Annotated in this window: 23 protein-coding genes; 20 read left to right on the top strand and 3 right to left on the bottom strand. The window is 42.9% G+C overall.

Translation table 11 applies throughout. The features are described from left to right. Positions 1 to 39 precede the first annotated feature (39 nt). Both ACSW3C_RS05675 and ACSW3C_RS05670 read right to left on the bottom strand, forming a co-directional pair. The gene (locus ACSW3C_RS05675; RefSeq protein WP_486561373.1) at positions 40 to 1,056 is read right to left on the bottom strand and encodes a DUF1646 family protein; all 1,017 of its coding nucleotides are present in this window, start codon (positions 1,054 to 1,056) and stop codon (positions 40 to 42) included. Positions 1,057 to 1,208: 152 nt separating this feature from the next. After that, entirely contained in the window at positions 1,209 to 2,699 is a 1,491-nt protein-coding gene (locus ACSW3C_RS05670; RefSeq protein WP_486561372.1) for a peptide MFS transporter, read from the bottom strand. 369 nt (positions 2,700 to 3,068) lie between these two features. On the opposite strand from ACSW3C_RS05670, the gene ACSW3C_RS05665 reads away from it, so the two are divergent. The 12 genes from ACSW3C_RS05665 (at position 3,069) to ACSW3C_RS05610 (ending at position 14,811) form a co-directional block, all read left to right on the top strand. After that, positions 3,069 to 4,958 carry an ABC-F family ATP-binding cassette domain-containing protein gene (locus tag ACSW3C_RS05665; protein WP_486561370.1) on the top strand — a complete coding sequence of 630 codons (1,890 nt, stop codon included), beginning with the start codon at positions 3,069 to 3,071 and terminating at the stop codon, positions 4,956 to 4,958. 19 nt (positions 4,959 to 4,977) lie between these two features. Further along, positions 4,978 to 6,102, top strand: a complete 1,125-nt coding sequence (locus ACSW3C_RS05660; protein WP_486561368.1) for a conserved virulence factor C family protein — start codon at positions 4,978 to 4,980, stop codon at positions 6,100 to 6,102. A 447-nt stretch (positions 6,103 to 6,549) separates the two neighbouring features. Beyond that, positions 6,550 to 7,434: an ectoine/hydroxyectoine ABC transporter substrate-binding protein EhuB gene (gene ehuB, locus ACSW3C_RS05655; RefSeq protein ID WP_486561366.1), complete on the top strand. Its 885-nt coding sequence runs from the start codon at positions 6,550 to 6,552 to the stop codon at positions 7,432 to 7,434. Between the two features lie 156 nt (positions 7,435 to 7,590). Next, positions 7,591 to 8,253 carry an amino acid ABC transporter permease gene (locus ACSW3C_RS05650; protein WP_486561364.1) on the top strand — a complete coding sequence of 221 codons (663 nt, stop codon included), beginning with the start codon at positions 7,591 to 7,593 and terminating at the stop codon, positions 8,251 to 8,253. Then, positions 8,250 to 8,936: an ectoine/hydroxyectoine ABC transporter permease subunit EhuD gene (gene ehuD / locus ACSW3C_RS05645; protein WP_486561363.1), complete on the top strand. Its 687-nt coding sequence runs from the start codon at positions 8,250 to 8,252 to the stop codon at positions 8,934 to 8,936. Before ACSW3C_RS05650 ends, ehuD begins: the two co-directional genes overlap by 4 nt. A gap of 19 nt (positions 8,937 to 8,955) precedes the next feature. Next, on the top strand, positions 8,956 to 9,732 hold the full coding sequence (gene ehuA / locus ACSW3C_RS05640; RefSeq protein ID WP_486561361.1) for an ectoine/hydroxyectoine ABC transporter ATP-binding protein EhuA: 777 nt from the start codon (positions 8,956 to 8,958) through the stop codon (positions 9,730 to 9,732). Positions 9,733 to 10,035: 303 nt separating this feature from the next. Then, the gene (locus ACSW3C_RS05635; protein WP_486561359.1) at positions 10,036 to 10,650 is read left to right on the top strand and encodes a hypothetical protein; all 615 of its coding nucleotides are present in this window, start codon (positions 10,036 to 10,038) and stop codon (positions 10,648 to 10,650) included. 392 nt (positions 10,651 to 11,042) lie between these two features. Continuing rightward, a complete protein-coding gene (locus ACSW3C_RS05630; protein ID WP_486561358.1) occupies positions 11,043 to 11,480 on the top strand; it encodes a BrxA/BrxB family bacilliredoxin in 438 nt (145 codons plus the stop codon). Next, on the top strand, positions 11,477 to 12,256 hold the full coding sequence (locus tag ACSW3C_RS05625) for a class I SAM-dependent methyltransferase (RefSeq protein WP_486561518.1): 780 nt from the start codon (positions 11,477 to 11,479) through the stop codon (positions 12,254 to 12,256). The genes ACSW3C_RS05630 and ACSW3C_RS05625 overlap by 4 nt, the downstream gene beginning before the upstream one ends. Positions 12,257 to 12,703: 447 nt before the next feature. Next, positions 12,704 to 13,303, top strand: a complete 600-nt coding sequence (locus tag ACSW3C_RS05620; RefSeq protein WP_486561357.1) for a YpjP family protein — start codon at positions 12,704 to 12,706, stop codon at positions 13,301 to 13,303. Between the two features lie 57 nt (positions 13,304 to 13,360). Next, complete coding sequence (locus ACSW3C_RS05615; RefSeq protein ID WP_486561356.1) at positions 13,361 to 14,302, top strand: thymidylate synthase; 942 nt, start codon at positions 13,361 to 13,363, stop codon at positions 14,300 to 14,302. 14 nt (positions 14,303 to 14,316) lie between these two features. Further along, a complete protein-coding gene (locus tag ACSW3C_RS05610; RefSeq protein WP_486561354.1) occupies positions 14,317 to 14,811 on the top strand; it encodes a dihydrofolate reductase in 495 nt (164 codons plus the stop codon). 41 nt (positions 14,812 to 14,852) lie between these two features. On the opposite strand, the gene trhA is transcribed toward ACSW3C_RS05610, so the two are convergent. After that, on the bottom strand, positions 14,853 to 15,488 hold the full coding sequence (gene trhA, locus ACSW3C_RS05605) for a PAQR family membrane homeostasis protein TrhA (protein ID WP_486561352.1): 636 nt from the start codon (positions 15,486 to 15,488) through the stop codon (positions 14,853 to 14,855). A gap of 74 nt (positions 15,489 to 15,562) precedes the next feature. Between trhA and ACSW3C_RS05600 the strand changes: the two genes are divergently transcribed. The 8 genes from ACSW3C_RS05600 to ACSW3C_RS05565 all read left to right on the top strand — a co-directional run bounded on the left by ACSW3C_RS05600 (position 15,563) and on the right by ACSW3C_RS05565 (position 21,523). Then, entirely contained in the window at positions 15,563 to 16,402 is an 840-nt protein-coding gene (locus ACSW3C_RS05600; protein WP_486561350.1) for a DegV family protein, read from the top strand. 122 nt (positions 16,403 to 16,524) lie between these two features. Continuing rightward, a complete protein-coding gene (locus ACSW3C_RS05595) occupies positions 16,525 to 17,349 on the top strand; it encodes a GDSL-type esterase/lipase family protein (protein WP_486561348.1) in 825 nt (274 codons plus the stop codon). 6 nt (positions 17,350 to 17,355) lie between these two features. Continuing rightward, a complete protein-coding gene (locus ACSW3C_RS05590) occupies positions 17,356 to 17,928 on the top strand; it encodes a YpmS family protein (protein ID WP_486561347.1) in 573 nt (190 codons plus the stop codon). A 20-nt stretch (positions 17,929 to 17,948) separates the two neighbouring features. Beyond that, entirely contained in the window at positions 17,949 to 18,479 is a 531-nt protein-coding gene (gene msrA / locus ACSW3C_RS05585) for a peptide-methionine (S)-S-oxide reductase MsrA (RefSeq protein WP_486561346.1), read from the top strand. Beyond that, the gene (gene msrB / locus ACSW3C_RS05580) at positions 18,476 to 18,901 is read left to right on the top strand and encodes a peptide-methionine (R)-S-oxide reductase MsrB (RefSeq protein ID WP_486561345.1); all 426 of its coding nucleotides are present in this window, start codon (positions 18,476 to 18,478) and stop codon (positions 18,899 to 18,901) included. The genes msrA and msrB overlap by 4 nt, the downstream gene beginning before the upstream one ends. A 12-nt stretch (positions 18,902 to 18,913) precedes the next feature. After that, the gene (locus ACSW3C_RS05575) at positions 18,914 to 19,135 is read left to right on the top strand and encodes a YozE family protein (protein ID WP_486561343.1); all 222 of its coding nucleotides are present in this window, start codon (positions 18,914 to 18,916) and stop codon (positions 19,133 to 19,135) included. 74 nt (positions 19,136 to 19,209) lie between these two features. Beyond that, positions 19,210 to 19,911: a purine-nucleoside phosphorylase gene (deoD, locus tag ACSW3C_RS05570; protein WP_486561341.1), complete on the top strand. Its 702-nt coding sequence runs from the start codon at positions 19,210 to 19,212 to the stop codon at positions 19,909 to 19,911. Positions 19,912 to 20,017: 106 nt separating this feature from the next. Then, positions 20,018 to 21,523 carry a lmo1851 family serine protease gene (locus ACSW3C_RS05565; RefSeq protein ID WP_486561340.1) on the top strand — a complete coding sequence of 502 codons (1,506 nt, stop codon included), beginning with the start codon at positions 20,018 to 20,020 and terminating at the stop codon, positions 21,521 to 21,523. The last annotated feature ends 62 nt before the right edge of the window (positions 21,524 to 21,585 follow it).

Below are 21,585 nucleotides of genomic sequence, written 5' to 3'. Positions count from 1 at the left end.
CAAGAACTGCCTGCCGGGTTTTATATTGTTTCGTCTAGGTCAGAGAGTTGTCACGATGACAATGAAGTAAAACAACATAGCGAGCAAGCCAAGCGGCAAGCCAAAGCGAGCCCACTCTGCGCTCGTAATATTTAATTTCCCTGCCACGATAATGTTCGGGATATTACCAGGGATCAGCATGCCTCCGCTCACTAACAAGCCAAGCAAAACAGAACGGATCGTATGGGCGTCCATTTGGATGCTGATTTCTGCAGCGGCGAGTGTCGCGTTATCCAGTATGGCTGATATCATATTGATCCAATAGAGAATCAAAGGATTTACCCCGATTAAAAAACGTTCGATGACCGGCTCAAATCCTGCGCCCAGCATTGTCAATGCCATGACAAATACATACACCTTCACTCCTCGCCATACGATGCCTACGGCCGATTCCTCGCTTTGACGTTTCCTGGTTGGAGATATGTTCTTTACAGGTTCAATGCACACAGCCCCTAGAATGCCGAAAATCGATACACCAAGTAAAATATCAGATCCAATGAGGTTGAATAAATAGAAAAAATCAGCGTTCAGTTTACTCGTCGCAATTGTGCTTAGAGGCTCGCCAATCGGTGTGAGGACTGCACCTAACCCGATAGAAAAACATGCCAGGATGACAAAACGAATTTCAGACTTCCTATGGAGGTTGACCACCGTTGTAATAGAAGCGAGAATGATGGCTGCAATAATGGCGGTTATGATGCTGGAAAGCAGACCTAAAACGATAATAATGAACGGGAAGAAAAGCCGTTGGGGAAAAAACTGCATTAATTTTGTAATTCCTGTTTCGAAGGGATTGCGGATCCATTTGAATAAAAATCCAGCAGCCACAACTGCGATTGTAATCATTGCAGGATCTTCAATGGCTTTCAGCAATAATCCCTTGTCCCAAACACCGCTGCAAATCGCAGCTGACAACCCCATTACAAAAAGAAACAACTCCAAGTTTCTTTCAATGGCTGGGACAAGAAATGGCAGCAGCAGTACGGAAAGTAAAATGATCAATAACAAAAAATACATGGAATCCCTCTTCTCCAGTTCGAATTGACAATACTTCATCATATCGAAAAGAAGGGTAAAGTATTATTCAGATCGGTATGCATTGTGGGTTTTTTAGAAAAAAAGACTGCAGCCCAACAGTAAAGTTGGAGACTGCAGTCTTAAAATTGAGATTAGTGTACGCCACGCATGAATCGTTGGATAATCGGTGAAATGGCGAAAAGCAAAATACTTAGACCGATGGCAACACCGCCGATTACTCCGAAGTACATCATTTCTGTTTCTGGGGAATAGAGTTTAACTAATTGTGCATTCAACGCTTGTGCTGCTGCGTTTGAAAGGAACCAGAGACTCATCGTTTGGGCCGAGAATGCTGCCGGAGCCAATTTTGTCGTTGCGGACAAACCGACTGGAGACAAGCACAATTCACCAATGACTACAGTGAAAATACTTAGGACAAGCCAAAGTGGATTCACCAATGCATCCGTTCCTCCGAAGTAAGCAGGTAAGAGGATGACGATGAATGAAATACCGGCAAACAAGATACCAAGCGAGAACTTTTGTGGAATGGATGGCTGGCGGTTGCCCAATTTCACCCATAGCCACGCAAATACCGGTGCAAAGGTAATAATGAATAATGGATTCAACGACTGGAACCAAGCTGGAGATATATGGAAGCCCATGAAATCCAAGTTGGTGCGTTTATCCGCATATAGCGCTAAAATTGTCGATCCTTGTTCTTGAATTGCCCAGAACATGACAGATGCAAGGAACAAAGGAATATAAGCCAATATGCGCGAACGTTCCACGTCATTCGTTTTCGAGCTGCGGTACATGACGATAAAATAGGCTGCAGGAATTAAGAATCCTAGAATACCAACGATTGCGATGAACGAATCAAAAGTTAACCAGCCTTTTGGAATGGCGATCGCAACAAAGATACCGATTACAATAGCGACAACCGCAAAGATTGTGAAAATTCTTTTCTTTTCGGATGCAGAAAGTGGATTTTTTACTTGCAATCCTGCAAGACCTAGGTTTTTCTTTTTCGTAGCAACGAATATGACGAGACCTATAAACATTCCGATCGCTGCAACACCAAAGCCTAAGTGAAAGCTTGTCTTCATCAATTCGCCAACAATTAACGGGGAGATGAAGGCACCCATGTTAATTCCCATATAGAAAATACTAAAGCCAGCATCACGACGATTGTCGTCTATTGAATAAATATCGCCGACTATACTCGATACATTCGGTTTCAAGAGGCCTGTCCCAATTACGATCAGCACCATGGAGATCAAGAATAATGCGACATTTCCGGGTATTGCAAGTGCAATATGACCGAGCATAATAAAGACTCCACCGAAGAACACAGCCCGTGATGTTCCGAATACACGGTCAGCGAGCCAACCTCCGATGATACCGGACATGTAAACGAGAGATCCGTAAATGGACATGACGGATAATGCGAGTTCTTGGCTTAATCCAAGACCGCCTTTAGAGACTTCATAGTACATATAGAAAACGAGGATGGCCCTCATTCCATAGTAAGAAAAGCGCTCCCAAAACTCAGTGAAAAATAATGTGAACAAACCTTTCGGGTGCCCAAAGAATCCTTTTTGTGGAACACTTTCGACAATTTGTTCTTTAGTATACTCCGACATTTCATTTCCTCCTTTATATTGCTCTATTATATAAACAAACATTTTTATTTGTCAAAAATAATTTATTTCCATTTATTAATTTGATTCAGACTTAATAAATAGCGCATTTTCTTTCAAAATTGTCTATAAAGTTTTATTTTCAAATAATATTAAACAGTAGTTAATAAAACAATTTTAAAATCTTTCCGTACACTGGATACCCAGTTCACCTACCGCTAAACCTCTAACTGATCTTTTTATCGAAATAACAATTTCAAAAGCAATATATGGCCGTCTTAGAAAGATTCCGATCAAAACAACTTATATGCACACTGCACTGCTTATGAGCTATGATAGTAGTATGCAGTCAGTAGAAATGGATGTGGTACAATGAGTCAATTAATTATAGAGAACCTAACTAAAACCGTGGGGGAGAAAACGTTATTTAATAAGATTTCTTTTACGATAGAGAGTGGAGAAAAAATCGGATTAATCGGCATCAACGGGACTGGCAAATCGACATTGCTCTCGATTTTGGCCGGGCAGGAGCCGGCAGATGAACTGACAAAAGATCATCCCAATAAATATTCGATCGCTTATTTGCCGCAAGAGCCATTTGTCGATCCGGATAAAACAGTCATTGAAACGGTCTTTACGAGTGAGGCACCGATCATCAAGCTTAATTTGGATTATGAGCATGCCCTCGCTTCTCTTTCGGAGGATCCGGAGTCGGCTGTCCATCAGGAACGTTACGCCCGGCTCCAGAATGAAATGGACGCCACGTCTGCCTGGGATCTCAACACAAAGGCCAGAACGATCCTCACAAAATTAGGGATCGATACATTTGATAAGAAAATGGGTGAGTTATCCGGCGGGCAGAAGAAAAGAGTATCCCTTGCCAAGGTGCTCATTGAACCATCCGATCTTTTGTTGTTGGACGAGCCGACCAACCATTTGGATGTTAAGTCGATTGAGTGGCTTCAAGATTATTTGAACAATGAACCAGGTGCTGTGCTGTTCATTACACACGACCGCTATTTTTTGGATGCGGTGTCAACGAGTATCTATGAGCTTGCCGATAAAACCCTATATTCACATAAAGGAAATTATGCCGATTTTCTGGAAGCGAAATCATTGCGGCTTGAAATGGCGCAGGCAACAGAATCCAAAATGCGGAATCGTTATCGCAATGAATTGAAGTGGATCAGACGTGGTGCGAAGGCACGTTCAACAAAGCAGAAAGCGAGAATCGGCCGGTTTGAAGAACTGGAAGAACAAGTGAAGAAAAATGATACTGCTATGGACTTGGATGTTTCTTTAAAGACCTCCCGTCTTGGTAAAAAAGTAGTGGAGATCGAAGGAATCGCAAAAATGTATGCAGACAAAGAAGTGATTCGATCTTTTTCAGCCATTCTTCAGACGGGTGACCGCATCGCGATCGTCGGGCCAAATGGGGCAGGGAAAACGACATTATTGAAATTGATATCAGGTGAACTCTTGCCAGATCAAGGGACGATTGAAAGAGGGTCTACTGTTAAGCTTGCTCATTTCCATCAACAAAATCCTGTAATGGATGAAAGCAAAAGAATTATTGAATATATTAGGGAAACGTCAAATGACATAGAAGATTCGGATGGCGTCCGTGTTTCGGCCACTCAAATGCTGGAACGTTTTTTGTTTCCATCATCCAGTCACGGAACGCCAATCGGTAAATTGTCAGGGGGAGAGCGGAAGCGTCTTTACCTGCTAAAGCTATTGATGGAACAGCCAAATGTTCTTTTATTGGATGAGCCGACCAATGATCTAGACATTGATACGCTTTCTGTATTGGAAACCTATATTGACACTTTCCCGGGAGTTGTCCTGACAGTTTCGCATGATCGATTCTTCCTGGACAGGACCTCCACGAAATTGTGGGCTTTGGACGGTTCAGGCAAGGTTGATGTCATCTTCAGCGTATATACAGATTATTTAAATGAGATAGCTGCAGAAACAAAAGGACGCATTGTGGAGGCTAAAACTGAGCCGTCCCCAGTGAAAACGGATCCGAAGCCAGTAAAAAAACGAATGACATATGCCGAAAAGCGTGAATGGGAAACAATTGAGGCGGATATTGAAAAAGTGGAATCAGAAATCGAATTGACTGAAGCAGAAATGGTTACGTCCGGTTCGGATTATGATACATTGCAAGTATTGACTGAGAAGCTCGATGAGTTAAATGCTACGTACGAAATGTTAATTGAACGTTGGACGTATTTGCAAGAAATTGCTGAATCCTAAAGAAGAGGAGGTTTCCGTCATGAAAATTGTGACGATTGAGCCTACACCTAGCCCCAACTCAATGAAAATCGTATTGGATATTGAGTTACCGGCAGGCGTCAGCCATAACTACAAAAAAGAGGATGCACTTGATGTATCCTCACCTATCCGTGAATTGCTGTCCATTCAAGGTGTGAAAGGGATTTATCATGTCTTGAATTTTATGGCCATTGAGCGCGTGGGAAATGTCGCATGGGAAACGATACTTGCTTCTGTTCAAGCCGTTTTCAACGAGGAAAGTGAGAGTGTGCAAGATGCAGCCCCGGCGGCAGATGAACATTTTGGAGAAGTGTATGTCCATGTACAAACGTATAAAGATATTCCACTGCAAGTAAAAGTGTTCGACAGCGAGTCTGAACAAAGATTCGGTCTGAGCGAACGTTTTCGTCAGGCAATGGATAAAGTACATGGTGCTGAAGTTGAAAACTATATCTTGCTGCGGAAATGGGCGGATTATGGTATCCGCTACGGTGATAAAAAAGAGATTGGAGAAACTGTGGTCTCGGAGATTGAAGCTGCATACCCGGATGAAAGGCTAGCGGATATTATTAAACGATCCACAGAACAAAAAGACAATCCTGCAGGCAAAAATAAGAACAAAGTGTCCGTAGAAGAGTTTTGTGTGGGTGAATGGGAAAAGCGTTTCCAATTGCTCGACCAAATGCCTGATCCTGATGTATCCGATCTTCCTCTTCTAGATGCTGCCTTGGATGATGAAAAAATGTCCATCCGCCGGCTGGCGACCGTCTATTTGGGAATGGTGGAAGATGAAGCAGTCATACCGTTAGTGGAAAAAGCGTTACAAGATAAAAGCTGGGCAGTGCGCCGGACTGCGGGAGATTGTATGAGCGACCTTGGATTTGAAGGGTTTGAGCCAGCAGCAATTGAGGCGTTGAAAGACAAAAATAAGCTTGTACGCTGGCGAGCAGCTATGTTTTTATATGAAACAGGTACAGAAAATGCGCTTTCGGCTTTACATGAAGCGGAGAACGATCCTGAGTTTGAAGTCAAACTCCAAGTTGGTATGGCAATTGCCCGTATTGAAGAAGGGGAAGATGCCAAAGGTTCGATCTGGAAACAGATGACTGACATTCGAAATGGTTAATTACAAAAGCAGGTGGCATTCATGTTAAATGGATGTCGCCTTTTTAATTTTAAATAAAATCGTATGAGATATGAAGCTGAGTGAGTCTAATAGAGAAGCAATTACATGTCAGAGCAGTTCGTAAACTGACAAAGTAGAACTCCGATCGACATTTTTTATGTCGGTTTTTTATTTTATTTTTTTATTAAATGATAAATATATAATTGGAAAAAACATTGCATAAAAAGTGAGAAATAAAACGCTTTCACTGTAAAAATTGATGCTGGATGAAAATTTAAAATAAAATATACAAATTCGTGTAATCCTTGATTTGAATGGTTTATTTAAATGTTATTTAGTTGGTTGGAAGGTGAAATAGCAGATATGCAGTTGAACTGAAAAATTCCCTATGTTACTCTGGAAACTATCAAACTTTCGGGTTTGATGAAAATACTAAGGAGGTCAATTGTGAAAAAAATCAAAGGTATTGTTGTAGCCATGGGAATTATTTTATTGCTGGCCGCATGCGGGAATGGAAAATCCAATTCGTCTGCGGCAGACGGGGATCTTTTGAAGTCCCTGCAGGACAAAGGAGTTGTAAAAGTCGGTTTCGCCAATGAGAAACCGTACGCTTATGAAGAAAATGGTGAATTAAAAGGCGGTGCAGTCGCAATTGCAACGGCCGTTTTTGAAAACCTTGGCATAGAGGAAGTCGATGGGCATCTGTCTGATTTTTCGCAGCTAATCCCTGGATTAGGTGCTAGGAAATTTGATGTGATTACAGCAGGGATGGCCATTACTCCGGATCGTTGTGAAAATGCAGCATTCGGCGAACCGGAAATGCAATACGGAGAAGGTCTTATCGTGAAGACGGGGAATCCGAAAGACTTACGCAGTTATAAGGACATTGCTTCGAATCCGGACATCAAAGTTGCAGTCATGAGTGGAGCTACAGAAAAGGATTTCATGCTCCGGGAAGGGGTTAGTGAGAAGCAAATTATGATGGTGCCAGATATTCCTGCATCTTTTGCAGCGGTTGAATCCGGAAGGGCAGACGCAACAACAGGCACCGAAATGACGATCAAGATGGCTTTAGAATCGGCCAACAAAGACAAATTGGAGTTTGTAGGTGACTTCGAACAACCTGAAATCGAAGGAGTTCCCAGCTATGGTGCAGCAGCATTCCGAATTGATGATGATGAATTGCGCGAAGCATACAATGCGGAGTTGAAAAAGCTGAAGGAAAGCGGGAAAATTGCGGAGCTGATTGAGCCGTACGGTTTCACAGAAGAGCTGAACATTGTTGACCTGGAATTGACTACAGAAAGCATTTGCAGCGGTGAAAACTACTGATCCAATATATTCGGTTGCCTTTAATCAGTGAGTTGGAAATTGTGTCTTGCGCGATAACAGAAATTGTCGAATGGTTTGCTGAACAAATCCCCCGCTATTATCAAGCGGGGGACTGATGCTGAATACAGCGATTAGTCTAAAAACGGAGTTGTTTCGATGGGTTCCATAACAGAAATTTCGCTCGTTCTCATGAGCGGGTTAAAGATCACATTGATAGTATTACTTTTATCAATTGTTTTTTCCACGATGATTGCTCTCATAGCCGGGCTATCGAGAGTCTCGAATCATTTGCTTGTAACAAAATTTACGGGGTTTTATGTTGAAATTTTCCGCGGTACCTCGTTAATCGTCCAGTTATTCTGGTTCTCCTACGCATTGCCCGGTTTGTTCAATATTCACCTCGGAAGTGATATATGGGTCGCAGTATTGGCAATCTCACTGAATTACGGCGCATATATGTCGGAAATTGTTAGGGGTGCCATCCTTTCCATACCAGCCGGTCAGACAGAAGCTTCGATCGCACTGAATTTCACTGGATTTCAACGGATGCGTTATGTCATTTTGCCACAGGCCATCCGAATGATGTTGCCTGAGTATGGAAACTATATCATTCAAATATTAAAAGCGACATCTTTAGTTTCGCTGATTGGTTTAACGGATCTGTTGTATTACGGAAATATTTATCGGAGCACTCATTTGTCTGAAGCGCCAACAGTGTATTTGTTAATCTTAGTTGTCTATTTCCTTCTGGCGCTGCCACTTATCTTTCTCACTAGACGTATGGAAAAATTTGCGAAGAAGGGAGTGGTACACGGATGACTTGGAGTTGGGATGTGTTTTTTCATGTCATTCCATTAATCTTTAACGGATTGTGGATTACACTCAGCTTGACCATTGCCTGTTATGCATTCGCTATGATATTCGGCTTTTTCTGGGTGTTCATGAACCGGATTCCGTGGAAGCCGGTTAACTGGTTGTTTAGATGGATAGCTGAATTCATCCGGTCAACCCCGCCTCTCGTGCAACTTTTCTTCATTTATTATGCCTGGCCCGCCATTCCGGGTATCGGTGTTGCGTTAAATCCGTTCGCCGCTGCCATACTTGGCCTCGGTCTCCACTTCAGCACATATACTTCAGAGGTGTATCGTTCCGGAATCGAAAGTGTGGAAAAAGGACAATGGGAAGCTGCAACCGCTTTAAACTTATCTGTAAAGCAGAAATGGTTGCATATCATTTTGCCGCAAGCAATTCCTCCTACGATACCGATGTTGGGGAATTATCTCATCATCATGTTTAAGGAAGTTCCTCTCGCTTCCACAATTGGAGTGGTCGCGATGCTGCATATCGCCAACGACTATGGCGCGCAGTATTATAAATTTGTCGAACCTTTAACAGTCGTCGCTTTGTTCTTCCTTTTATTAAGCTATCCATCCGCACTGCTAATACGGAAGCTCGAAAGGAAATACAATCGCAGATTCGATAAGAGAACAGCAACTTTATAAAGATGGGGAGTTTTAGATAATGAATGCACCAATTGTGCAGTACAAAAATATCAGAAAAGCGTTCGGAGATATAGAGGTTCTGAAGGGAATCGATCTAGATATCGCACCGGGAGAAAAAGTAGCATTGATCGGTCCTAGTGGATCAGGGAAGACGACCATTATCCGATTGCTTATGACATTGGAAGAACCGACTTCTGGTGTGATTGAAGTGAATGGTGAAAACCTTTGGCAAATGGAAAAAGGGAGCAAAATACTACCTGCTGACGAGAAACACTTGCGGGCTATCCGCGGAGACATTGGCATGGTATTCCAGCATTTTAACCTGTTCCCTCATATGACGATATTGGAAAATTGCATGCTTGCCCCAACAATTGTGAAAAAGAAGGAAAAGGCAGCTGTCCGCGAAAACGCCCTCGAGATGTTGGATAAAGTCGGGCTTTCCGATAAGGTTGATTTGTATCCAAGTCAATTATCAGGAGGCCAAAAGCAGCGGGTCGCAATGGCGAGGGCACTGATGATGAAACCTAAAGTCATGCTGTTTGACGAGGTAACCTCTGCATTGGATCCGGAATTGGTCGGTGAAGTATTGGAAGTGATTCGTGGACTGGCGAAATCCGGTGAAATGGCGATGATCCTTGTCACGCATGAAATGGATTTTGCATTGGACATTGCCGATCGTGTGCTTTTCCTAAATGAAGGTGTTATTGAAGAAGAGGGACATCCGGAAGAAATTTTGGTAAATCCGAAGAGTGAACGGCTGCAAGATTTCTTAAGTCGCTTTACAAGTAGCAGATAATAATATTATGTAAACATAATGACGAGTTTGCGACACGGGAGAAAACTTTAAATAGCATACCAATCGGGGACGCAATTCGCATATGAATTAGTGTCCCTGTTTTTGTTTTTAGTTTAACGATATGACTTAAGATTACAATGAGTCGGTATAACTATTGGCAAGGGGAGAAAAGGTTAATATAAATTGAGTTAAAGGACTTTGAGAATTCTGCCCGAATAATAATTCACATATGAATATTTAATGAACCTTATTGTTATAAAATACGTATAACAAATATGATCAAATGATTAAAGGGAGAGATGTATGAAACATATCAAAAAGTATTCAATCGCATTCTTGTCGATTTTTCTTTTGGCGGGCTGCTCTTTCCTGCCACAGAAAGATCCATCCGATGCAACTTTGAGCATCAAGCCTTATACGCTGAGTGAGCATGAGGGGTACTTGCTTTCGATGGCAGGAGCGGACATTCCGCAATTCTTTACAGTGAACGGAAAAATCGCTGAAGATGAAGATCTCAAGTATTCCGTCGAGGTCTACCATAACGGGAAATTCAAAGAGGAATTGCTGTTGACATCTTCGACGCTTGACAAGCAGTTCAAAGGGGAGTTGATTGCATTTAATGTCGCGGAACTCGATGAAAAACAAGTAAAAATCGTGCTCAGTTACCCTTCAGGAAGCACATCGACCACATACCCCATCGAAGTTGCAACCTTAGCCCGTTCATTCGGGAATCTCGTAGGAACAGATTCCACTCTCCTAAAAGATAAGCCGACGTATCTTGCCGCTTGGGTCGGAACGAAAGGCAGCATGCTCCGCAGTGTCGGTCCTTCGGATAACGGTGGGTTGCCTGAAGAACTTGAAGCTTATGACATCGCCTTTCTGTACAAGGTCGTCTGGACGGATGCGGGACGGGACTGAGACAAGAAATGATCAGGTTCTAAAGGATTTAGAAAACAGGTAGAACACAATAGCATACCAATTGAGGACGCCATTCGCATATGAATGGGTGTCCCTTTTTCTGTTGTTATATCAATAATATGACCAAAAATTAAAGTGAGTCGTTCATAACTACATAGCTTAAAATAATGTACCGTTGCTAAATATTGTGCTAATTGTATGGTACAAACATCTTTTAATTGGATGATGATTAGGATGTTAATTGAAATGCGTTTTAGCGTTATCTCCCCATCAACCGAACCTGTGATATACGTAAAACAACCCTCCAGTTCTGTTTCCATGAAATAATATCTAAATACATGTAAAATAAAACGGGATACGAACAGACATATTGGTAGGGAAGGGGATTTCAAATGAACGCATATGATGAATACATGAAAGGCATCGTAAAACCGATGCGAGAAGAGCTTGTCCTTGCTGGTTTTACCGAGCTGACGACAGCCGACGAGGTAAAAGAAACGATGGATCATATGGAAGGAACGGCGATAGTCGTCATCAATTCCGTATGCGGGTGTGCAGCCGGATTGGCCCGGCCGGCAGTCAGGGAAGCGTTGGAGCAAGCGGAGCATCGGCCAGACCGTCTATTGACCGTGTTTGCCGGCCAAGATAAGGAAGCAACCGAGACCATGCGGAGCTACTTCCCGGAAGTGCCGCCAAGTTCACCTTCCATCGCTTTTTGGAAGGATCAAAAACTTGCGTATTTCATCCCGCGGGAGCAAATAGAAAACTTTGAAATGGAACAAATCAAGGAGCATATTTCCGGGGTCCTCGATCAGATTTGCGGAAAGTGAAAACCATCATTACAACTGCCGGAAGGCCAGATGAGGAAACATATCGGCTGGCAGAAGCTGCAAGTCAAATGCTTGGCCATCCGGTGATAGAGCGAAGAAAACGATCAGTCCGCAACATGCAAGAGACCTATTCGGCACATGTCCTGGTTGCCGGGAAAAATCGATTTGAATATTTCGTGTTTGGTTCGGAGGAGCCGTTTTTCTTCCATCCCAATTCAGCGGCGTTTCGTTTAAAGCGGATGCTGAAGGGTGAAACAGATCCTTTAATAGAAGTAAGTCGTTTTAAACCGGGCAATTCCTTTTTTGATTGCACGCTGGGGCTCGCCTCTGACAGCATTATCGCTTCCTATGTTGCTGGCGATGAGGGTCGGGTAGAAGGAGTGGAAGCGGATCCTGCTGTTGCCTTCATTACAAAGAGAGGTCTTCAATCGTACGAGGCTACAGTTCCTGAATTAGCTGCAGCAATGAAACGCATTCATGTCGTTCAGGGAGACGCTATAGAAATATTAAAGCAGCAAGCAGACCGGTCTTGGGATATTGTATATATTGATACGATGTTCAGCGCTCCGATCGAGGAATCCACGAATTTCACTCCTTTGCGCTCGGCAGGTGTCCATTCCCCTTTAACGGATGAATGGATGGAGCAAGCACTTCGTGTTTCGCGTCAGAGAGTAGTCGTAAAAGATCATTATGACTCCAGTGTATTTGAACAATTTCACTTGAACCGAATCGTGCGGCCCAATACAAAATTTCATTTTGCGTATGCCGAAAGGTGAAAAAGCCGTCCTTCAATTGAAAGGACGGCTTTTGGTTCATTAGTTATTATAAGTACATAAAAAAATTTGCAGGCAGAGTAATTTCCGCAACCTGGCTCCCTTGGTCAGCCGCATGACACGAACAAAGGGAGCACAGAGGTCGTCCAGGTTTTAGAGCCAATTTGTCAGGCTAACCTGTACTCTTTTGATCAATGAGTAAAATTCAAGGAGCTTAAATAAAGAATGAGTACGAGCATTCCGATTCCAATCCATAGTTGAACATCCATTGTATAAAAACCTCCTTACATTACACTCCAAATCTTCATGGTTTTATTGTACAATGAAAAGTAGAAATATGAAACCTTTTCAAGTTGTTTTCGTCTTACTTAGTAAGAGTGTTAGAAAATATACACAAAAAAGACAAAAATATCGTAGTTCATCGGACGTACGATCAAGCGGGTGAATGAAATGAGACAATACTTACAAAAACTCATGATGGCAGCCGTTGCGATATTGACATTAGGCGTCATATCGCCAAGCCATGAAATCTGGACAAACTTATATCCGAAAGACGATGCTCGGGAAAGCGATCATCCTTCCATTAGCCAGGAGTTTGATTTTGGTCTTGAAGACAGTTATTTTCAGTCAGAACCTTCACTGGAAGATTCTACGGACATTGCCGCGTTATATACCTCGGCGAAGGATCTGTCTTATATGAAATTTGGATCCAAAATCGGTCCGGTTATTCAAGATGAATTTGATGCTGTTATTTTCCCGAAAATTGAGGAAGTTATTCAAAGAACTTTAGAAAGCAAAGGCGATCTCCATAAGAGAAGGCTAGCCATCACAGAAACGCCATCTGGAAACTATGCAGAAAAGATCTTTCATGTTTTCGACAAAGATGAAGAAATGGATTTGATCCGTTTTCATGTCCGGACTGAAAAACGTCCGCAAGACGGCTTCTTTTATAATTTTCATTATCACACAGCAGAAGATGATTTTATAGCGCATCACTCGATCGGAGACATCTTCTGGTCGAAGAATACACCGCCGAAGTGGTTGTCTTAATACCATTTCGGCGGTTTTTTCGTTATACTGGCTATAAGAACAAGGAGGCTTTTAGAGATGAAACAATATTTGGATTTATGCAAGCATATTTTATCAGAAGGAACAGTGAAAGAAGACCGCACAGGGACCGGAACGATCAGTATTTTCGGTTATCAGATGCGTTATGATTTAAATGAAGGATTTCCTTTAATGACTACTAAAAAGACTGCTTTTCGCCTGATTGCCTCCGAGCTATTGTGGTTTTTAAAAGGAGATACTAATTTACGCACCCTGATTCAAGACCGGAATCCAATTTGGGATGAATGGGGTTTTGAAAAGTGGGTAAAGAGTGATGAGTATGCTGGACCCGATATGACGGATTTTGGCAGGCGCATCCAGCAAGATGAATCCTTTGCCGAAACGTTTGAAACGGAGATGGCCTTATATAAGGAACGTGTTCTGACGGATGACCAGTTTGCGGCAAAATATGGTGATCTCGGTCCGATATACGGAAAACAGTGGCGTTCTTGGACGGTCGGGGATCGTACAATAGACCAGATTAAGAACCTGATTGATGGATTGAAAAATAACCCGGATTCAAGAAGGCATTTAGTCAGCGCTTGGAATCCCGCGGAAGTGGACGACATGGCTCTGCCGCCGTGCCATACGATGTTCCAATTCTATGTTGCGGATGGCAAGCTCTCCTGCCAGTTGTATCAAAGAAGTGCGGATGTGTTTCTAGGTGTGCCCTACAATATAGCGTCTTACGCTTTATTAATCCATCTGATTGCACATGAGTGCGGCTATGGGGTAGGGGAATTTATCCATACGATTGGCGATGGACACATCTATTCTAATCATGTGGAGCAAGTGAAAGAACAGCTGTCACGCACACCGAGAGAATTGCCGACGCTGCGGCTGAATGCGGAAGGGAAGTCCATTTTCGATTTGACGTATGAAGATATTCAAATTGAGAACTATAACCCTTATCCGAAAATCAAAGCACCGATCGCAGTATAAAGGAGTGTTGAACAATGATTTCTATGTTAGTCGCGCATGACCTGAACCGAGTGATTGGTTTCGAAAATAGAATGCCATGGCATATCCCTGAGGAACTCGCTTATTTCAAGAAAATGTCAATGGGTAAGGCGATCATTATGGGCCGTAAAACATTTGAGTCCATTGGAAGGCCATTGCCTGGGAGATTGAATATTGTCGTCACGCGAAATGAGGCGTATACAGCAGATGGGGCAGTAGTTGTCCATACTCTCGAAGAAGCCATTGAAAAAGGCAAAGAGTTCTCAGAGGAGATCGTAATTATTGGGGGAGCCCAACTATTCGAATTGGCAATAGAATTCGCCGATCGAATTTATGTGACGGTTATACGGAAGGAATTTCAAGGGGACACCTATTTTCCTGCCTACGGTTCCGGCTGGAAGCTCGTCTCTGAATCCGAAGATCATTTTATGGAAGATTCCACACCGTTTTCTTATTTTATTTATGACCGGGAAAATACAGAGGAATCATAAGCATACAGAAACGCCTCCGACGATTCGAAGGCGTTCAAGCATTAACAATATAATAAGACGCTAAAATACATGGATGCGCTGCCTGCCAGCACAAACAAATGCCAAATTGCATGATTGTATGGAATGTTCCGGGCAGCGTAAAAATAAGCGCCTGCAGTATAAAGGATTCCCCCTGCAACAAGCAGGATGAAACCTGGGAGTGGAATGTTTTGATAGAGGGGTTTAATGGCGAAAATAATGAGCCATCCCATGACGATATAGAAGACGAGCGATACATATTCGAAGCGGTGAATGAAAAACACCTTGAACAATATGCCGGCTGCCGCCAGTCCCCAAATGATGCCGAACAATGTCCATCCCAGCGTGCCTTGGATTGTAACAAGCAAATATGGTGTGTACGTTCCGGCAATCAGGATATAGATGGCAGAATGATCGAAGATGGAGAAAAGACGTTTGTGCTTTTTAGGCATACTGTGTAGCAGTGTGCTCATAAGGAATAAAAGGAGCATGGAAACGCCGAATATTGCAAAGCTTACTACGGCAATGGCTTCTCCCTTTTCAACGCCTGAGAGAATGAGGAAAACGAGCGCCGGTATGCTGACAGCAAACCCAATCCCATGGGTGATTGCATTCCATAATTCTTCTTTGTCGTTTTTATAATCAAAAGCCTCAGTCATAAAGATGACCCCCTTTCGTTTTACTATACTAAAATAAGAAGAACGTTGCCAATATGAAAAGGGAAGTGTAATACATGAAGAAGATTCATATCGTGACAGATTCCACTGCGGATCTCATCGAGGAGTATGTGGATCAGTACGATATCCACGTAGTACCATTAACCATTCAGATTGAAGGGAAGACATATCAAGATGGGGTTGATCTCCAACCGGAATCTTTTCTTGACCTCATGCGGGAAGCAGAAGATCTTCCGAAAAGTTCACAGCCAGCAGCCGGCGTTTTTAAAGAGCTGTATGACAGGCTTGGCGCAGATGGGAGCGAAATCATTTCCATCCATATGACTGGAGGTATGAGCGGAACGGTAAAATCTGCCGAAGCAGCAGCGCAGATGACTGATTCATCCGTGACAGTCATTGACTCTATGTATATTTCACATGCTTTGACTTTTCAAGTGGTCGAAGCAGCGAAAATGGCAAAGGAGGGGCGTTCGGTCCAAGAAATTGAAGAACGGCTCTCTGTTGTTCGAAAAAACACGACGCTTTTTGTTGTCGTCGACATGCTGGATAATCTCGTAAAAGGCGGCAGAATCGGGAAAGGAAAGGCGATGATCGGTTCCTTGCTTAATATAAAGCCGATTGCCAGCCTGCAGGATGGCGTCTATACGCCGGTGTCAAAAGCGAGAAGCCATAAACAAGTCGTCTCCCAATTAGTAAAGTCATTTAAAGAAGAAACTGCCGGAAAAATTATAAAAGCAATTGGTATCTCACATGCAAACGGGTTAGCGATGGCAGAACCTTTAAAACGAATCATCGAGGAATCGGGATGGAAAGACGTGAAATTGTCATTCACAACACCGATCATTAGCACGCATACAGGTGAAGGGGCAATCGGTTTTATGTATTATACCGACTGATGCTTCACGAGTCATATTTAGGGCAGCCCGGCATGCTGCATGCCATTATCGTATGTAAAATCGCCCCGACAACTCTTGAAAGGACTAGTTTCACTTACAAACAGAAATGAGGAACTGTGTTTATGAGAAGGTACATTATCTTCATGGTCATCTTCTCGTGTTTATTGGCCGGCTGCCAAGCTGATGAGAATCTGGAAGGCGGTGCTCCTTTCTTCGGAAGGATGGATCCCGCCTTCACCGACTGGTATGTACCGGACTATTTCATTCCTGAAACGGTCTATGTAGTCGGTTTAGGAGACTCGTTGACGGAAGGTGTTGGAGATGAACGAAAAAAAGATGGCTATTTTGGCCGGATGACAAGAGACATGGAGAGATGGAAAGGCGTTAAAGAAATTGAGAGCAATAATCTTGCGAAACGAGGAAGAAGAAGCGACCAGCTGATTGAACAGTTGGAAGACCCAGAAGTTCAATCAGAAATAAAAAAAGCGGATGTTATCTATTTGACGATTGGCGGCAATGATATTATGAAGGTCGTCAAAGCCAACATTTTCAAATTAAAGATGAAACCATTTTATGCTGAACTTGGTGAATTTGAAAATCGTTTAGATGAAGTCTTTAAAATCATACGCGGATTGAATGGAGATGCGATCATCGTTATCGCTGGACTGTATAATCCTTTTTCTATTGTGACGGATGAACCAAATGAGTTTGAGACAATCATAGAGGATTGGAATGAAGCCATCGAAGTTCAGGCGATTTTGGATGAAAAAGCATGCTTTGTCCCTGTAATCGATCTATTTGATTCAAACGAAGATTTAGTTTACCATACCGACTTCTTTCATCCGAATGCAAAAGGCTACGATACGATGGCGGCCCGCTATGAAGCATCTATTCAGAAATGCGGTTTGGCTGAGCTGTCAGAAGGGAAATTGGATTTTGGGGAGTGATGACGCTTGAATTTTTGGAAAATCGCTTTTTTTACATTGTTAGGGGCGATTGCGGCTTTATTGGTCGGGCTAATCTGGTTTCTTGGGAATGTCGAGGATTCGGAACCTTTGCCCAAAGTCCAAACATATAATTCTGCTGGCAATAAATTAACTGTAAAAGCGACAAAGGAAGATTTAGAAGGGATCGCCAACGGTTTTATCAGCAAAGCGGTCAAACAGGACACGATGCCTGTCACTATGCAGGTAGGAGATGATGTAGTCCTGCATTCCGAAGCGACAGTATTTTCATTTAAATTGCCCGTTACGATGCATTTTGACCCAGTTGTCAGGGAAGATGGCAATTTGATATTGAAGCAATCTTCCATGGAGATTGGGAATCTAAATATTCAGCCGGCTACCATCCTGAAATTTCTAAAGGACTCCGTTAAATTGCCGGATTGGATTATCGTACGCCCAAAAGAAGAGGAAATTTTTATTAATCTTTCCGAAATACCGATCTCGGGCAAAATACAGCTGAAAGCAAAGACTTTCAACCTGGCAGAGGATAATATTGAATTGGAAGTCATCATTCCGGATTGACGACAAAGGAGGAGATGGACTTGGCTATAGAGAAAGCTACATTTGCAGGCGGATGTTTCTGGTGCATGGTTAAACCGTTTGATCGTTATGAAGGGGTTCACTCTGTTGTGTCCGGCTATACGGGAGGCGACATCGAGAACCCGACATACGAAATGGTTTGCACGAATACAACAGGTCACCGGGAAGCGGTAGAAATCACGTTTGACAATGAAGTGATCAGTTACAAACAATTAGTCGATATCTTTTGGCGGCAGATTGATCCGACAGATGCAGGCGGCCAGTTTTATGATCGCGGAGAATCATACCGAACCGCTATTTACACGCATTCCGAAGAACAACAAAAAGTTGCCGAGCAATCAAAACGGGAATTGGAAATGTTGGGCAAGTTCAATAAACCGATTGCGACAGATATTAAACCTGCGAAACCATTTTATCCCGCGGAGGAAGGGCATCAGGATTATTATATGAAAAATCCTTCCCACTATAATCGTTATGCCGTCGGCTCTGGACGCGAACAGTACAAAAAAGATACTTGGGGGGATCCATCATGAAAGAGGATTTGAAAAACAAACTGACTGAGATGCAATATTATGTCACACAGGAAAATGGGACAGAACCGCCATTTCAAAATGAATATAACGATCAGTTCGAAGACGGCATCTATGTTGATGTTGTCTCCGGAAAACCACTTTTCAGTTCAACCGATAAGTATGATGCGGGTTGCGGATGGCCAAGCTTCACAAAACCTATTGAGGAACAAGAAGTGACGGAGCATTTTGATCAAAGCCATGGCATGAGACGCACCGAAGTGCGCAGCAAAACAGCAGACTCTCATTTAGGCCATGTTTTTCCTGACGGTCCGGGACCTGCGGGTTTGCGCTACTGCATCAATTCCGCCGCCTTACGTTTTGTTCCGTTTGACCAGCTGGATGAGGAAGGCTATGGCGAATACAAAAAATTGTTTACAAAGTAAGGGGCTGCTACAATGGATCGTTCCTTCTATCATTTCGTCCTAACCTTCAGAGGAGGACCAAAGGATGATGCGAAAGCGGTATTTGCCGAAGCAATGTTCCTTGACCACAGCTTTCCGAAGCAAGAGAGCTCGTTTGACAGGCTTTCTCGTTATCTCGAAGAAAAAGCCGATGGGCAGATGCCGATCACAGTGTTTGATGAGCTGTTTGAACGCTATCAGGAACAGAGCCGTTAAATGGTCTATTATTGCATAATAGGCCGTTTAACTGTATGATGAGAAAAGTAAAACTGAAAGTGAGGCGTGACGATATGAGCATACATATCAATGCAAAAAAAGGCGAAATAGCAGATACAATTTTGTTGCCAGGGGATCCTCTGCGTGCAAAATATATCGCAGAAACATTCCTAGAGGATGTCACTCAATATAACGAAGTACGTAATATGTTCGGTTTCACAGGAACATACAAAGGAAAACGAATTTCAGTTCAAGGTACAGGTATGGGTGTTCCATCCATTTCCATTTACATAACGGAACTGATGCAAGAATTTGATGTACAAAAATTGATCCGTGTTGGAACATGCGGCGCTATTCAAAAAGACGTTAAAGTCCGTGACGTCATTATCGCGCAAAGTGCAACAACAAACTCTCCGATCAACCGTACGTTCTTTAATGGTGTTGACTATGCACCGACTGCGAACTTCGATCTTCTTTTGAAAGCCTACCAAGCAGGACTTGAAAAAGGATTGAATCTGAAAGTGGGCAATGTCTTCACGGAAGATTTCTTCTACAATGAGCATGCTGAGCATGAAAAATTAGCGAAATATGGTGTGTTGGCTGTAGAAATGGAAACAGCTGCACTCTATACACTTGCTGCCAAATACGGCCGTCAAGCTCTTGCTGTCTTGACAGTCAGCGACCACATACTGACAGGTGAAGCGACTTCCTCGGAAGAGCGTCAAACCACATTCAACGACATGATTGAAGTCGCATTGGATGCAGCAATTCAATAATGTGGCATCGAAGGACCGCTCGCTGCATCTAAGCGGTCTTTTTTTGGATTGAATCAACAGTATTTGACTTTATGCTAAAATGCTGGAAGGAAAGAGGGGGACTTGTATGGAAGAAAATGAAAAGAATACCCCTGGCAACGAGGAACAGAAAGAATATCAGCCACCGGCCAACCGATATATTCGACTAAAACCATTCACATTGGTCATGCTGATTTTCGGTTTGGTACTCGCCAGTGCGGCAGTCACTTTTTTTGCACTGACGACAGGCGAAGAAAAAGTGGTGGAAGTTGTCAACCCTCAAAACGCTACGGTGAGCGAGCGTAAAGAATTTAAGAAATTCTATGACGCTTACGATGAAGTGAAAAAGAACTACTATGATAATGTAGATGAAGAGAAAATGATCGATGGGGCCATCAATGGCATGATTGAGTCCCTAGGTGATCCATTCTCCGATTACTTGAATGAACAGGAAGCCCAGCAATTGAATGAAAGCATTTCTTCTAGCTTTGAAGGAATTGGTGCTGAAATTCAGGAAGCGAATGGTTATATTAAAGTTGTTTCACCAATTAAAAACTCGCCCGCTGAACGTGCTGGCCTTCTGCCGAATGACCTCATTATGGCAGTGGATGGCAAAAGCATTCAGGGGATGTCTTCATCTGAAGCTGTACTGTTGATCCGTGGTGAGAAGGGGACGACTGTCACCTTATCTGTTCGCCGTGGAGAGTCCGCAGAACCATTTGACGTGAAAATCGAACGGGATATTATTCCAATCGAAACGGTGTATGCTGAGATGTTGGATAATGGTATTGCTCATATCCAAATCACTAGTTTCTCAGAGCATACGTATGATGAGCTGCTTACAGCCCTTGATGAGATGGAGAAAGAGGGAATGAAAGGACTTGTCGTAGATGTGCGTCAAAATCCTGGCGGCATGCTAAGCACGGCTATTGACATTTCCGACCTTTTCGTTGAAGAAGGGAAAAATCTCTTCCAATATGAAGGGAAAGATGCCATGCCAGAAGTATATGTCGCTTCTGATGGTAGAAAAGTAAAGGTTCCTGTAGCACTTGTGGTGGACGATGGCAGTGCATCTGCTTCGGAAATTCTGGCAGGTGCTATGAAGGAATCTGCCCGTATTAAATTGGTTGGTATTAAAACGTATGGTAAAGGAACTGTCCAGACACCGAAAGATATGAAAGATGGTTCCAATTTAAAATTAACGACTGCGAAATGGTTAACACCTGACGGAAATTGGATCCATAACAAGGGAATTGAACCGGATATCGAAGTGCCGTATCCGTCTTATGCTTCATTGCCTTATTTAGATCCTTCTGAAGAGATGAGGACAGGTATGGTTTCTCCTGTCGTTCAATCAGCAGAAGAAATGCTTGAAGCGGTTGGTTATGATCCAGGCGAAGTTGATGGCCTGTTTGACACGAAGACCGAGCAAGCTGTACAGCAATTGCAAAAAGACCTTTCTTTGAAGGTTACAGGCGTTCTTACTGGAGAAACGACATTCGGCTTGATGAACAAGCTGCGTGAAAAAATCAAGACGGATGACCCGCAATTGCAGAAGGCAAAAGAGGTCGTACTAGAAGAATTGAAGAAGTAAAAACTTCATTCATCTATACCGTTGGATTGCAGTTCATTGCAGTAAAACGACACCAATCGGCA

The organism is Sporosarcina sp. AD_1, from assembly GCF_057373025.1.
This window is presented reverse-complemented; position numbering and strand designations above follow the sequence as displayed.

What these genes read in the sequence shown, in the direction of transcription:
- ehuD (WP_486561363.1), top strand. Translation starts at nt 8,250, where the DNA reads ATGACTTGGAGTTGGGATGTGTTTTTTCATGTCATTCCATTAATCTTT.
- ACSW3C_RS05675 (WP_486561373.1), bottom strand. Translation starts at nt 1,056, where the DNA reads ATGTATTTTTTGTTATTGATCATTTTACTTTCCGTACTGCTGCTGCCA.
- ACSW3C_RS05635 (WP_486561359.1), top strand. Translation starts at nt 10,036, where the DNA reads ATGAAACATATCAAAAAGTATTCAATCGCATTCTTGTCGATTTTTCTT.
- ACSW3C_RS05615 (WP_486561356.1), top strand. Translation starts at nt 13,361, where the DNA reads ATGAAACAATATTTGGATTTATGCAAGCATATTTTATCAGAAGGAACA.
- ACSW3C_RS05575 (WP_486561343.1), top strand. Translation starts at nt 18,914, where the DNA reads ATGGATCGTTCCTTCTATCATTTCGTCCTAACCTTCAGAGGAGGACCA.
- ACSW3C_RS05600 (WP_486561350.1), top strand. Translation starts at nt 15,563, where the DNA reads ATGAAGAAGATTCATATCGTGACAGATTCCACTGCGGATCTCATCGAG.
- ACSW3C_RS05650 (WP_486561364.1), top strand. Translation starts at nt 7,591, where the DNA reads ATGGGTTCCATAACAGAAATTTCGCTCGTTCTCATGAGCGGGTTAAAG.
- msrB (WP_486561345.1), top strand. Translation starts at nt 18,476, where the DNA reads ATGAAAGAGGATTTGAAAAACAAACTGACTGAGATGCAATATTATGTC.
- ACSW3C_RS05595 (WP_486561348.1), top strand. Translation starts at nt 16,525, where the DNA reads ATGAGAAGGTACATTATCTTCATGGTCATCTTCTCGTGTTTATTGGCC.
- ACSW3C_RS05660 (WP_486561368.1), top strand. Translation starts at nt 4,978, where the DNA reads ATGAAAATTGTGACGATTGAGCCTACACCTAGCCCCAACTCAATGAAA.
- trhA (WP_486561352.1), bottom strand. Translation starts at nt 15,488, where the DNA reads ATGACTGAGGCTTTTGATTATAAAAACGACAAAGAAGAATTATGGAAT.
- ACSW3C_RS05630 (WP_486561358.1), top strand. Translation starts at nt 11,043, where the DNA reads ATGAACGCATATGATGAATACATGAAAGGCATCGTAAAACCGATGCGA.
- deoD (WP_486561341.1), top strand. Translation starts at nt 19,210, where the DNA reads ATGAGCATACATATCAATGCAAAAAAAGGCGAAATAGCAGATACAATT.
- ACSW3C_RS05610 (WP_486561354.1), top strand. Translation starts at nt 14,317, where the DNA reads ATGATTTCTATGTTAGTCGCGCATGACCTGAACCGAGTGATTGGTTTC.
- ehuA (WP_486561361.1), top strand. Translation starts at nt 8,956, where the DNA reads ATGAATGCACCAATTGTGCAGTACAAAAATATCAGAAAAGCGTTCGGA.
- ACSW3C_RS05620 (WP_486561357.1), top strand. Translation starts at nt 12,704, where the DNA reads ATGAGACAATACTTACAAAAACTCATGATGGCAGCCGTTGCGATATTG.
- ACSW3C_RS05670 (WP_486561372.1), bottom strand. Translation starts at nt 2,699, where the DNA reads ATGTCGGAGTATACTAAAGAACAAATTGTCGAAAGTGTTCCACAAAAA.
- ACSW3C_RS05565 (WP_486561340.1), top strand. Translation starts at nt 20,018, where the DNA reads ATGGAAGAAAATGAAAAGAATACCCCTGGCAACGAGGAACAGAAAGAA.
- ACSW3C_RS05665 (WP_486561370.1), top strand. Translation starts at nt 3,069, where the DNA reads ATGAGTCAATTAATTATAGAGAACCTAACTAAAACCGTGGGGGAGAAA.